The organism is Kitasatospora sp. NBC_01246 (assembly GCF_036226505.1).
GTDB lineage: Bacteria > Actinomycetota > Actinomycetes > Streptomycetales > Streptomycetaceae > Kitasatospora.
The window spans coordinates 7,972,343-7,984,898 of the sequence record NZ_CP108484.1 but is presented as its reverse complement, the minus strand read 5'-3'; the positions used below and the strand labels follow the sequence as shown (position 1 = coordinate 7,984,898).

At 75.8% G+C, this 12,556-nt stretch carries 12 protein-coding genes and 1 pseudogene; 9 read left to right on the top strand and 4 right to left on the bottom strand.

Annotated features, from left to right (window positions below; translation table 11 throughout):
* Positions 1 to 46: 46 nt before the first annotated feature.
* Positions 47 to 1,498 (top strand): bifunctional phosphatase PAP2/diacylglycerol kinase family protein, encoded by a 1,452-nt coding sequence (locus tag OG618_RS33580; protein ID WP_329491388.1) that lies wholly within the window; start codon positions 47 to 49, stop codon positions 1,496 to 1,498.
* A gap of 219 nt (positions 1,499 to 1,717) precedes the next feature.
* A complete protein-coding gene (locus tag OG618_RS33575; RefSeq protein WP_329491387.1) occupies positions 1,718 to 1,927 on the top strand; it encodes a hypothetical protein in 210 nt (69 codons plus the stop codon).
* Positions 1,928 to 2,065: 138 nt separating this feature from the next.
* Here OG618_RS33575 and OG618_RS33570 read toward each other — a convergent pair whose 3' ends face one another.
* Entirely contained in the window at positions 2,066 to 2,455 is a 390-nt protein-coding gene (locus OG618_RS33570; protein WP_329491386.1) for a winged helix-turn-helix transcriptional regulator, read from the bottom strand.
* A 158-nt stretch (positions 2,456 to 2,613) separates the two neighbouring features.
* Between OG618_RS33570 and OG618_RS33565 the strand changes: the two genes are divergently transcribed.
* Entirely contained in the window at positions 2,614 to 3,480 is an 867-nt protein-coding gene (locus OG618_RS33565) for an SDR family oxidoreductase (protein ID WP_329491385.1), read from the top strand.
* Positions 3,481 to 3,536: 56 nt separating this feature from the next.
* Here OG618_RS33565 and OG618_RS33560 read toward each other — a convergent pair whose 3' ends face one another.
* The 3 genes from OG618_RS33560 to OG618_RS33550 all read right to left on the bottom strand — a co-directional run bounded on the left by OG618_RS33560 (position 3,537) and on the right by OG618_RS33550 (position 5,713).
* Positions 3,537 to 4,106: a MepB family protein gene (locus OG618_RS33560; RefSeq protein WP_329491384.1), complete on the bottom strand. Its 570-nt coding sequence runs from the start codon at positions 4,104 to 4,106 to the stop codon at positions 3,537 to 3,539.
* Positions 4,107 to 4,158: 52 nt separating this feature from the next.
* On the bottom strand, positions 4,159 to 5,259 hold the full coding sequence (locus OG618_RS33555; RefSeq protein ID WP_329491383.1) for a DUF6745 domain-containing protein: 1,101 nt from the start codon (positions 5,257 to 5,259) through the stop codon (positions 4,159 to 4,161).
* A gap of 127 nt (positions 5,260 to 5,386) precedes the next feature.
* Positions 5,387 to 5,713: a hypothetical protein gene (locus tag OG618_RS33550; RefSeq protein WP_329491382.1), complete on the bottom strand. Its 327-nt coding sequence runs from the start codon at positions 5,711 to 5,713 to the stop codon at positions 5,387 to 5,389.
* Positions 5,714 to 5,867: 154 nt separating this feature from the next.
* On the opposite strand from OG618_RS33550, the gene OG618_RS33545 reads away from it, so the two are divergent.
* The 6 genes and pseudogenes from OG618_RS33545 (at position 5,868) to OG618_RS33520 (ending at position 12,432) form a co-directional block, all read left to right on the top strand.
* A complete protein-coding gene (locus OG618_RS33545) occupies positions 5,868 to 6,821 on the top strand; it encodes an STM4015 family protein (protein ID WP_329491381.1) in 954 nt (317 codons plus the stop codon).
* Positions 6,822 to 6,912: 91 nt separating this feature from the next.
* A complete protein-coding gene (locus tag OG618_RS33540; RefSeq protein WP_329491380.1) occupies positions 6,913 to 7,854 on the top strand; it encodes an STM4015 family protein in 942 nt (313 codons plus the stop codon).
* Between the two features lie 15 nt (positions 7,855 to 7,869).
* A complete protein-coding gene (locus tag OG618_RS33535; RefSeq protein ID WP_329491379.1) occupies positions 7,870 to 9,117 on the top strand; it encodes an STM4014 family protein in 1,248 nt (415 codons plus the stop codon).
* Between the two features lie 74 nt (positions 9,118 to 9,191).
* A pseudogene (locus tag OG618_RS33530) lies at positions 9,192 to 9,986 on the top strand (STM4013/SEN3800 family hydrolase); the annotation flags it as partial.
* A gap of 155 nt (positions 9,987 to 10,141) precedes the next feature.
* A complete protein-coding gene (locus OG618_RS33525; protein ID WP_329491378.1) occupies positions 10,142 to 11,476 on the top strand; it encodes an STM4012 family radical SAM protein in 1,335 nt (444 codons plus the stop codon).
* Positions 11,473 to 12,432, top strand: a complete 960-nt coding sequence (locus OG618_RS33520) for an STM4011 family radical SAM protein (RefSeq protein ID WP_329491377.1) — start codon at positions 11,473 to 11,475, stop codon at positions 12,430 to 12,432. Before OG618_RS33525 ends, OG618_RS33520 begins: the two co-directional genes overlap by 4 nt.
* Positions 12,433 to 12,556 lie beyond the last annotated feature (124 nt).

Genomic DNA, 12,556 nt, shown 5'->3' with positions numbered 1-12,556 from the left:
CGACTAGGCTCGCCGGATGAGGCGACTCGACGCAGTGGACAGGGCTTTGTTCGACCGAGTGGCGCTGGCGCGCCTGCGCCATGCCCAGCCGTGGCTACGGCGCTTGAGCCGGGCCGCGGACCACGGGGTGCTCTGGATGGGCACGGCCGCCGTGCTGGGGGCGGTCGGCGGCCGGGCCGGGCGGCGGGCGGCGCTGCGCGGGGTCGGGTCGCTGGCGATGGCCTCGGCCGTGGCCAACATCGCCGCCAAGCAGCTGACCCGCCGTCCGCGCCCGTTGCTGGACCAGGTGCCGGTAGTGCGGCAGTTGCTGCGGCAACCGGTGACGAGTTCGTTCCCGTCCGGCCACTCCGCCTCGGCCGCCGCGTTCGCGACGGCCGTGGCGATCGAGGCGCCGCTGCTGGGCGTCGTGGTGGCGCCGGTGGCGGCCGCCGTCGGGGCGTCCCGGATCTACACCGGCGCGCACTACCCCGGTGACGTGCTGGCCGGGTTCGCGCTGGGTTCGGGGCTGGCGGCCCTGACGCTTCGCTGGTGGCCCCGGACGAACGACCGGCCGCCGCTCGCCGGCCCGCCGCCCCGGCCGGCGCCGGCGCTGACCGAGGGGGCCGGGCTCTCGGTGGTGGTCAACAGCGGTTCGGGGAGCGGGGCGTTGCTCGCCGACGGCCCGGAGGACACCGCGGCCGTCCTGCGCACGCTGCTGCCGCGTGCGCAGGTGCGGGTCTGCGGACCGGACGACGACCTGCCCGCCCTGCTCGCCGAGGCGGCCGACCGGGCGGCGGCGGACGGCGGCGCGCTCGGGGTCTGCGGCGGCGACGGCAGTGTCAACCTGGCCGCCTCCCTGGCGGTCGAGCGCGACCTGCCGCTGGCCGTCTTCCCCGGTGGCACGCTCAACCACTTCGCGCTGGACCTCGGGATCGAGTCGCTGGAGGCGACGGCGGGCGCCGTGGAGGCCGGCTCCGCCTGCGGGGTCGACCTGGGCCTGGCCGTCGACGACACCGAGCGGCGGATCTTCCTGAACACCTTCAGTCTCGGCGTTTACCCCGAACTGGTCCGGCTCCGCGAGTCGTTGGAGGGCCGGCTGGGCAAGTGGCCGGCCCTGGCGGTGGCCGTCGCCCGGGCGCTGGGAAGTGCCGAACCGGTCACCGTCGAGGCCGGCGGACGCAGCCGGCGGCTCTGGCTGCTGTTCGCGGGCAACGGCGCCTACGACCCGCCGGGCTTCGCCCCCACCCGGCGGACCGGCCTGGCCGACGGCCTGCTGGACATCCGCGTGGTGGACGGCGGCAGCCCGTTCGCCCGGACCAGGCTGGCGGCGGCCTTCCTCTCCGGCACGCTGTCGCGTTCGCGGGTCTACCACTCGGCCCGGCTGACCGGCCTGGGCCTCGACTCGCTCGGCGACGCCGACCGGATCGCGGTGGACGGCGAGAGCCTGCCGGCGGCCGGTGCCCTGCGGCTGGGCAAGGCGCCGAACGCCCTGACGGTGTACCGCCCCGCGCCCTCGTAGCGCGCGGGGCCGTGGGGGCCTGCCGGAGGCAGCCCACCGTACGGCGCCACCCGCGGCCGCGGTCCGGACTCTGGGTAAAGCCCCGGGCCGGGCCGCGGTCCGGTCGCGGTCCCGGCCGGGGGCGACACGCAAGGCGCACCATTCGGGTGACATTCCCCGGCGGTGCCCGCCCCGAGTCCCTAGTGTGCAGAGCAAGTTAGCCTACGAAGGGGTTACGCCATGCACCGTACCGTCCGCACCGTCGCCGTCCTCCTGGCCGCCATCGGCGCCGCCGCCGCCGTCCCGACCCAGGCGTTCGCCGACGGCCCCGAGGTGACCACCACGACCATCACGGTCATCGGCACCGGCAACCAGCTCGCCGGGGCCGACATCTTCAACACCGGTGGCGACAACGTGGTCGGCTCGTTCAACGGCAACGAGATCTCCTGACCCTCCGAGAACCGCCCGGCACCGGGCCGTACCGGTACTGCCCGGACCGCCACCACCGCCCGCGCCCCCGGCGTGGGCGGTGGTGTGCCGTCGGCCCGCTTCGCGGTCGCCCGGCGGCGCCGGCGGATCCACTGAGGATCAGCGCGGCGGCGCGCTGTCGTACTCCTCGCGGGCCTGCGCGACGCGGTCCAGATTGGCGGCGGACCAGTCGGCGAGGGTGGCGAAGAGCGGGGCGAGACTGTCACCGAGTTCGGTGATCTCGTACTCGACGCGGGGCGGCACTTCGGCGTGGTACGTCCGCCGGACCAGCCCGTCGCGTTCCAGCTGGCGCAGCCGCTGGGTGAGCACCTTGGGGCTGATGTCCGCCACCCGCCGCTGCAGTTCGACGTAGCGCTGGCGGCCGTGCGCATGGAGCGTCCACAGCACCGGGGTGGTCCAGCGGCTGAACACGAGGTCGACCACCGGGCCGATCGGGCACGCCCGCACCGGATCGGTCGTTCCGTCCGCCGCCCAGGCCATCTCGCTCATGCCGCCCCCTCCGAGCCGGGTCACTTTCCTCTAGGTACCTACTGTACGCAGGCTGTTAGCGTCGTCCTGTCGCCACCGAGGGATCCCCTCAAGTGGCTGCAACTTCCCTGCGAACAGCGGGAATTGACGACAACGAAGTGCGAAGGACAGGGACGGACATGATCGTGGTGACGGGTGCGACGGGCAATGTCGGACGACCGCTGGTGCAGGCGCTGGCGGCGGCGGGCGAGCAGGTGACGGCGGTGTCCCGGCGGCCGGCGGACGCCACCCTGCCGGACGGCGTGCGACACCACCGCGCCGACCTCGCGGACGCGGAGAGCCTGCGGACCGCCCTGGACGGCGCCGAGGCGCTGTTCCTCCTCCTCTCCGGCGAGCTGCTGACGGGCGGTGAGAGCCCGGCCGCGCTGGTCGACGTGGCCAGGTCCGCGGGTGTGCGGCACGTGGTGCTGCTCTCCTCCCAGATCCTGGGCACCCGGCCGGTGCCGCCCTCGCACGCCCGGCTGGGGGCCTTCGAGCAGGCCGTCCGGGAGTCCGGGCTCGACTGGACGATCCTGCGGCCGAGCGGCTTCCACTCCAACGCCTTCGCCTGGGCGGAGCCGGTCCGCACCGGCGGGACGGTGCCGGCACCGTTCGGCGATGTGGCCCTGCCGACCGTGGACCCGGCGGACCTCGCCGCCGTGGCGGCCGTCGTGCTGCGCGGCGACGGGCAGCACCACGGCGGGACGTACGTGCTGACCGGGCCCGCGCCGGTCTCCCCGCGCGAGCAGGCCGCCGCCCTCGGGGAGGCGACCGGCGCGCCGCTCGCCTTCGTCGAGCTGAGCCGCGAGGCCGCCCGGGCGCACCTCCTGGCCTTCATGCCGGAGCACGTGGCCGACGGCACGCTCGACATCCTCGGCGCACCGACCGACGCCGAACGGCAGGTCAGCCCGGACGTGGAACGCCTGCTCGGCCGCCCCGCCGGCACCTTCGCCGACTGGGCCCGGCGCAACGCCGCCGCCTTCCACCGGACGAGCCCCGCCGAGTGACCGGCGGTCGGGGGCGGCCGCCGGTCGGGCGGCCGGCCGTCGAGGCCCGGCCGCGGCTACCGCCGGTAGAGCTCCCGGGCCCGGGCGAGGTCGACGGGCCCGCCCTCGGTCAGGTGCAGGAAGTGCTCCAGCTGCCACGCCTGCGCGCTGCCGGCCTGCCGGTTGGTGGTGGTCGCCCAGGGCGGGTAGACGCGGAAGGCCCGCTTCCCGCCGGAACCGCCCACCGCGACGACACCGTGCCGGCGGAGGGCGTCCATGGGCAGGACGAACTGGCCGGCGTGGCGACCGTCGCGGGTGCCGATGACGAAGAGGTCGACGGGGTCGGTGGCGTCGAAGGGCTGGATGGGCCCGCCCGGGGACCTCTTCCAGACCGTGACGAACTGGCCGGCCTTGGCGGGGGTCGTCCTGGCCGCGCGGAAGCGGACCGGGCGGCCGTCCAGGGTGAAGGCGTGGGCGGCGTAGTCGGCGCTCTCGGCCTCGGGGACCGGCCGGGTGCAGGTGAACCCGCAGGGGTCGTAGACGAGTGCCTTCGCCGCACGGAGATCGCCGGGGACCTGGTCGGTGTCCGACCACGGTTCGGGGCGGCCCGCGCGGGGACCGGCCGGGTGCTCGTCGTTCGTCGCCATGGCTTCACCCTGTCACAGCCGCCCGGCCCGCCCGGGCCGGGCAGGCGACCCCTCAGGTCTCGCGCCGGGGGTGGTACTCCGCCTCGGGTATGCCGAAGGTCCAGGCGACCCCGGCCCGGGCCGTACGGGTGCTCGGCGGGACCCGCAGCCAGTAGGTGCGGAAGGTGCCGTCCGGCTCGGCGGTGGAGTTGACCACCTCGACCATCACCACCGCCTCGTCGTCCGGGAGTTGGATCCGCCAGAGCACACCGGTCTCGTCGCGGTGCAGCGGCTCGGCGCCGGAGTCCGCCAGGTACCGCTCGTAGCCGTAGTGCTCCAGTAGGACGCGGCGCAGCTCGGCGTTCTCCTCCGTCCGGATCCGCTCGACCGTGACGCCGCCGAGGCCGGACAGGAAGTCGGCCGGGACGGGCATGCCGCGCCAGGCGTGCAGGGCGAAGCCGTCGGCGAAGCCCAGGGCCGGGCCGTCGGCCCGGTCGAGCCGGCCCGCCTCGTCGCGGTGCAGCGCGACCGGTCGCTCGCTGACCAGGGCCACGCCCTCGTACGGCCACCACCAGCCGGCCTCGCCCGCGACCTCGGCCAGCGCGTCGATCCCGGCCCGCTCCGCCGGTGCACCGGCGAGCACGCCGGCCGCCTCGAAGGCGGCGAACCACGGCGCGTCGTGCTGGCCCCGGACGGCGTCCAGCAGCGCCAGCCGGACGGCGGTGCGACGGGCGCGGGCCACGTCGGCCTCGGGCTGGTCGACCTCGTCGAGGTCGGGCTCGGGGGCGAGCCGGTCGAGCACCGCGTCGCGGATCCGCCCGGCCAGCGCGTTGGTCACCGGGCCGATCTCACCGCCGGTCAGCGACCAGAGAGGCGCCCACCCGGCCGGCCCGACCCGCTCCACGGCCCGCCGCCTGGCGGCCTCCCACGGCAGCGTCCGCACGGCCTCGCGGACGCTCACCGCGCCGGCGGCCCGCAGCTCCAGGGCCGCCTGCGCCGCCGCCGGCGGCGAGCCGAACCAGCGGACCTCGGCCGGCTCGGCCAGCCCGGCCGCCCGGTAGGCGGCCCGCACCGCGCGCTCGACCGCGACCCGGTCGGCCGCCCCGGTGGCCGCCGCGCACGCCCGCCAGCGGGCCGTCACCTCGGCCGGCCCGACCGTCTGCTCCGTCACCATCACCTGCTCCCGTCCCGGCCGGGCCCGTGCCCGGCCGACCCACTCGTTCCGTCCACCGCCACCACCCCGGGAGCCGCCGGCCCCCGGCCCGCCTCGCCGCCCGCGGGCCCCGCCCGCCCGGACCTCGTCAGTCCGCGACGACGCGCACCGCGCCCGGCACGTACTCGCGCTGGCGCACCACCCGGTACCAGCCCTTGGGCAGCGGTATCGCGGCGTGCTCCTCGTGCACCACCCGACCGCCCTCGGGCAGGTGCAGCCAGGCGGCGCCGAACGGCCCGGCCTCCCGGCGCAGCTCCCCCGGGCCGACCACGGCGTGCGCGTGGCCGGTGACCTCGCCGAGCGCCAGCACCAGCCGGCCCCGCGCGTCCCGGGGCTGCGCGGCCAGTGCCGGCACCCGCGGGGGCACCGCGGCCTCCGCCGTCGGCACGATCAGCACGTCACCCTGGCGATACATCAGTCCTCCCTGACCGACCCGACGGGCGTCGGAATCTCACGGTCCGAAACGTAGAACAGGGGTCCGACAAACGCGCCCGGGTCCGCCCCGACGACCGGTTTGTCGGACCCGGCTGGTAGACAGTTGTTCGGCCCGCATCCCGGAGGAGCAGCGCATGACGGTCGGCAAGCACATCGAAGAGTTCCACGGCCTCCCGGTCCTCGACTTCGTCCAGGCGGTCGAGGACGGCACCGGCCTGCCCGAGGCGGCGGCGGTCGCCTGGAAGGTCGGCATCGAGTTCGACTCGCCGACGTCGTTCGTCGAGCGCTGGCAGCAGTTCCTCGACGCGGTCGACACCGAGCGGGTCACCGCCGTGGTGGTCGGCGAGTGGTCCTCCGACGGGCCGGAGAGCTTCACCGGGCCGCTGGCCGCGATCCTCGCCGCCGCCGACCGGCTGCCGGCCCTGCGCGCCCTGTTCATCGGCGACATCACGTACGAGGAGAACGAGATCTCCTGGATCAACATGGTCGACGTGACGCCGGTGCTGACGACGTACCCGCTGCTCGACGAGCTGGTGGTGCGCGGCGCCGCGGGCTCCATGGTCGAGGACGACGGGATCGCCCTCCAGGCGCTGCGTCACGAGCACCTGAAGGCCCTGCGGTTCGAGTCGGGCGGTCTGCCCGCCGCGGTGCTGCGGGCGGTCGCGTCCAGCGACTTCCCCGCGCTGGAGCGGCTGGAGTTCTGGCTCGGGGTCGAGAACTACGGCGGCGACTCCTCCCTCGACGACCTGGCGCCCTTCCTCGACGGCGCCCGGTTCCCGGCGCTGCGCCACCTCGGCCTGCAGAACAGCGAGATCCAGGACGAGATCGCCGCCGCCGTCGCGCACGCCCCGGTCGTCGCCCGGCTCGACTCGCTCAACCTCTCGATGGGCGTCCTGACCGACCAGGGCGCCACCGCCCTGCTGGAGGGCCAGCCGCTCACCCATCTGCGGGCCCTCGACCTGCACCACCACTACCTCACCGACGCGCTCCAGGAACGGCTCCGGGCGGCCCTGCCCGAGGTGGCCGTCGACCTCTCCGAGGCCGGGAGCCCGGACGACCGGTGGCGCTACGTCGCGGTCGCCGAATAACCGGGCACCGCCCCGCCCACACCTTCACCGCTCGCCGCCCACCACTCACCACCTGCCGCTCACCGGCAGCGCACGCAGCACAGGGGACCGTATGCACGCCTACCAGCACCAGCGGGAGTTCCACGGGCTCCCCGTGGTGGAGTTCTCCGGCGAGGCCGGTGCCACGGGTGACCGGCCGGCGCCGGGCGCCGCCGCGTGGCGGCTCGCCGTGCCCTACGGCGCGGGAACCGGCTTCGACGCGCTCTGGAACACCTTCCTCGACACGGTGGACCCGGACGAGGTCCGGGCGCTGCTGATCGGCCCCTGGTGGACGGACGGCTACGGGCCGGTGACCGACGCCCTGGCCCGGGTCGTCGGTGACGCCGGGCGGCTCCCCGCCCTCGAAGCGCTCTTCGTCGCCGACGTGACGTCCGAGGAGTGCGAGATCTCCTGGCTGGAGATGTCCGACGTCACCGTGGTGGCGGCGGCCTTCCCCCGGCTCACCGAGCTGGTGGTGCGCGGTGGCGGCGGGCTGGCGCTCGCGCCGTTCCGGCACGACCGGCTGAAGGCCCTGCGGTTCGAGGCGGGCGGGCTGCCCGGCACGGTGGTGCGGGCCGTGGCCGGCTCCGAACTGCCCGCCCTGGAGCGGCTGGAGCTCTGGCTCGGGGTGGACGAGTACGGCGGCGACTCGACCATAGACGACCTGGCGCCCCTCCTCGACGGCGCCCGGCTCCCGGCCCTGCGCCACCTCGCCCTGGCCAACAGCGAGTACCAGGACGAGATCGCCGCCGCCGTCGCGCACGCGCCGGTCGTGGCGCAGTTGGAGGTGCTCGACCTCTCGATGGGCGTGCTGTCCGACGAGGGCGCCGCCGCCCTGCTGGAGGGCCAGCCGCTGACCCATCTTCGGCTGCTCGACCTGCACCACCACTACCTCTCCGAGGAGCTCCAGCAGCGGCTGCGCGAAGCCCTGCCGGGGGTGGAGCTCGACCTCGACGAGGCCGAGGCGGAGTACGAGGACGACCCCGAGGACCGCTACGTCGCGGTCGCCGAGTAGCCCGGCGCGGTCCGGATGAGCACCCCCCAGACGGCCTCCCCGCAGCCGGCCTCCCGCTTGGCGGCCACCCCGCAGGCGCCCAGGCCTCAGGCGCTCCGGCCGGCCGCGCCCCCGGCCGGTGCCGGGGAGGACGCGCCGCTGGCCGTCCTCGGCAATCCCGGGCACCGGCGGGTGACGCTGTTCGCCGCCGCCGCCCGCGCGGCCGGCCTGCCCGAGCCGGTCGTGCTGCCCTGGATCGACGTCCTGCGCGGCCGGTTCGTCGTGCCCGCGGGGAGCCTGCTGCGGATCGAGTCGCCCGGCGAGGACCCGGCCGTGGACGAGCTGCTGCGCGGCCCGGCCCTCGGCCCCTCGTACGCGCCGACCAGGGTGGAGGGCGGCGCGGCCTGGTACACGGGGGTGGTGGACGCCCTGCGCGCGGTGGCCCGGGTGCCGGGGGTGCGGCTGCTCGGCGATCCTGAGGAGATCGCCGTGATGTTCGACAAGCGGCGGGCGCACGCACTGCTGGCGGGCGCCGGGGTGCCGGTGCCGCGCGCGCTCGACGGCGCCGGGATCACCGGCTGGGCGGACCTCCGGGAGCGGCTGCGGGCCGCCGGGCTGCGGCGGGTCTTCGCCAAACCCGCGCACGGCTCCTCCGCATCCGGCGTGGTGGCGCTGGAGTTCGGCCCGCGCGGGCAGGTGCTCGCCACCACCTCGGTCGAGCTGGCCGGCGGGCAGCTGCACAATTCGCTGCGGGTCCGCCGCTACCGGGACGAGCGGGAGGCGGCCGAGCTGGTCGACCGCCTGGCACCGGACGGGCTGCACGTCGAGCAGTGGATCCCGAAGGCCGCCCAGGCGGGCCGCTCGGCCGACCTCAGGGTGGTGGTGATCGCCGGGCGGGCCACCCACGTGGTGGTGCGCACCAGCGCGCAGCCGATGACCAACCTCCACCTCGGCGGCGCCCGCGGCAGCCTCGCCGTGGCGCAGCAGGCCGCCGGCCACGCCTGGCGGGGCCTGCTGGAGACGGCCGAGCGGGCGGCGGCCTGCTTCCCCGGTTCACCGATGGTCGGCGTCGACGTCCTGCCCACCGCCGGGTGGCGCCGGGCCGTGGTCGGCGAGGTGAACGCCTTCGGCGACCTCCTGCCGAACCTGACCGGCCTGCCCGGCGGCCCGGCCGAGGGCCTGGACACCTACGCCGCCCAGATCTCCGCGCTACGACACCCGGGCCACCGGCCCGGGCCCAGGAACGACGCACCGACGACGGAACCGATGGAACCCACGCGATGAACCACCAGCACGACCACCGGGCGCCCGCGCCGGCCGCGCCGGCGACACCGCCGGCGGCCGCCGCCGCGCCCGACATGAACGCCGTCGTGGGCACCCACGACCTGCTCCTCGTCACCCTGGACACCCTGCGGTTCGACGTCGCCGAGGAGCTGGCCGCGGCCGGGCGGATCCCGCACCTCGCCGCCGTCCTCCCCGGTGGCCGCTGGGAGCGCCGACACTCCCCGGGCAGCTTCACCTACGCCGCGCACCAGGCGATCCTGGCCGGTTTCCTGCCCACCCCCGCCGCTCCGGGCGGTCCGCACCCGCGGCTGTTCGCCGCCCGCTTCGCCGGGTCGGAGAGCACCGCTCCGCGCACCTGGGTGTTCGACACGCCCGACCTGCCGGGCGCGCTCGCCGGGCACGGGTACCGGACGGTCTGCATCGGCGGCGTCGGCTTCTTCAACAAGCAGGGCCCGCTCGGCTCGGTGCTGCCCGGGCTGTTCCAGGAGAGCCACTGGTCGCCGGAGATGGGCGTCCCCTCCCCCACCTCCTTCGAGGCGCAGGTCGCCAGGGCCGAGCAGGTCGCCGCCGAACAGCCGGCCGGGCAGCCGCTGTTCCTGTTCCTCAACGTCTCGGCGCTGCACCAGCCCAACTGGTTCCACCTGCTGGGCGGCACCCGCGAGGACGGGGACTCCCGGGAGAGCCACGCCGCCGCCCTGGAGTACGTGGACGCCCACATCGGCCGGCTCTTCGCGGCGATGAGCGCCCGCCGGCCGTGCTTCGCGATCGTCTGCTCCGACCACGGCACGGCGTACGGCGAGGACGGATACACCGGCCACCGGATCGGCCACGAGGTGGTCTGGACGGTACCGTACGCGCACTTCACCCTCCCGGCCCGCCCGGCACCCGCCCCGACCGCAGCCACCCGCCCGACAGCCACTGCCACCGCCACTGCCACCGCCACCGCCACCGCCACTGCCACCGCCACCGCCACCGCCACCGCCACTGCCACTGCCACTGCCACTGCCACCGCCGAGGAGACCGCATGACCACGGCCGCGGCCCCGACGACCGATTCGCCCTACCGGTCGTACGTCTACGCCTACCCGCACAAGACCGCCTACCGGCGGCTGCCGGAGCGTCCCGCGCTGCGCGAGCTGTGGGCCGGCGAGCCGCAGCACGCGCTCTCGCTCTACCTGCACATCCCCTTCTGCGAGGTCCGCTGCGGCTTCTGCAACCTGTTCACCCGGATCGGCAGCCCCGAAGGGCTGACCACCGCCTACCTGGACGCGCTCGACCGCCAGGCCGCCACCGTCCGCGAGGCCCTGGACGACGGCGCCCGGTTCGCGCTGGCGGCGTTCGGCGGCGGCACGCCCACCTACCTCACCGCCGGCGAGCTGGAGCGGCTCTGCGACATCGCCGAGCGGCGGACGGGCGTCGACCTGCGGGCGGTCCCGCTCTCCGTCGAGGCCTCCCCCGCCACCGCCACGGCCGACCGCCTGGAGGTGCTGGCCGCACGCGGCGCCACCCGGCTGAGCCTGGGCGTGCAGTCGTTCCTCGACGAGGAGGCCCGCTCCGCCGTCCGCCCGCAGAAGCGCGCGGAGGTCGAGGCCGCCCTGGGGCGGATCCGCGCCGCCGGGTTCCCCGTCCTCAACATCGACCTCATCTACGGCATCGACGGCCAGACCGAGACCGGCTGGCTGCGCTCGCTGGACGCCGCGCTGGCCTGGGAGCCCGAGGAGCTGTACCTCTACCCGCTGTACGTCCGGCCGCTGACCGGCCTGGCCCGGCGCGGCGAGCAGGAGAGCCCGGCCGCCTGGGACGCCCGCCGGCTCGCGCTCTACCGGTCCGGCCGGGACCACCTGCTCGCCCGGGGCTACCAGCAGGTGTCGATGCGGATGTTCCGCCGCGCCGCCTCCCCGCAGGCCGGGAGCGGCGAGTACGCCTGCCAGACCGACGGCATGGTCGGCCTCGGCTGCGGGGCCCGCTCCTACACCTCGCGGCTGCACTACTCCTTCGACTACGCGGTGAACGCCACCGAGGTGCGCGGCATCATCGACGACTACGTGGCCACCACCGACTTCCGGCACGCCGAGGTCGGCCGGTACATGACGCCGGAGGAGGCCCGCCGGCGGCACCTCGTCCAGTCGCTGCTCCAGGCCGAGGGCATGCCGCTGGCGGACTACCGCGCCCGCTTCGGCAGCGCGCCCATCGAGGACTTCCCGGCCGAGCTGGCCGCGTTCGAGGCCCGGGGCTGGCTGGCGCAGGACGAGCTGCGCCTGATGCTCTCGCCGGAGGGGCTGGCGCACTCGGACGCGGCCGGTCCGATGCTGTTCTCGCCCGAGGTCCACCGGCTGATGGCCGAGTACGAGGCGAAATGACCTTCCTCGGCATGCCCGCGCCCCGGCCGGCCACCGGCGACGCCCGGCCCGGCTCCGACCTCGTACCCTCGGCGGCCTCCCGGCCCGCGCCGGACGACGGCGGGGTCGACCTGACCCTGCTCTACCGGGGCCCGCTGTCCTCCTGCGACTACGACTGCCCGTACTGCCCGTTCGCCAAGCGGCGTGACACGCCGGAGCAGTTGCGGGCCGACCGGGCGGCGCTGGAGCGGTTCACCGGCTGGGCCGCCGGACGGGCCGGTAGCGGCGACACGCTGTCCGTGCTCTTCACGCCTTGGGGCGAGGGCCTGGTGCGGTCCTGGTACCGGCGGGCGCTGGTCGAGCTGAGCCGGCTGCCGCACGTGCGCCGGGTGGCGATCCAGACCAACCTCAGCTGCCGAACCGGCTGGCTCGCCGAGGCCGACCCCGACACGCTGGCCCTCTGGGTGACGTACCACCCCGGACAGGTCGACCACCGGCGGTTCCTCGCCAAGTGCCGCGAGCTCGACGCGCTCGGTGTGCGGTACAGCGTCGGCGTGGTCGGCCAACCCGGGCACCTCGCGGAGGCCCGCCGGCTCCGCGCCGCGCTGGACCCGGCGGTCTACCTCTGGATCAACGCCGCCGAGGGGCTCACCTACAGCGACGCCGAGGCCGCCGACTGGACGGCGCTCGACCCGCACTTCGGCTACAGCCGGCACCCCCACCCCAGCGCCGGCCGCCCCTGCCGCACCGGGGAGTCCGTGCTCTCGGTGGACGGCGACGGCACCGTCCGCCGCTGCCACTTCGTCCGGGGCGTTCTGGGCAACCTCTACGACGGCTCGTACCGGCGCCAACTGCGCTCCCGGCCCTGCCCGTTGCCGGTCTGCGACTGCCACATCGGCTATGTGCACCTGGAGACCCTGCCGCTCTACGACCTCTTCGCCGGAGGCGTCCTGGAACGGGTGCCGCACGCCTGGTGACGCGGCGTACCCGGCCGCCCGCCGCCCGCGCGGTAGCGGGCCGCCACCCTCCGGGCACACCGGGCTTCCGGCGCCGCCGGCCCTGGGCAGATCGGCCCCGGCGTATCTAGCCTGGAGGGAGGAG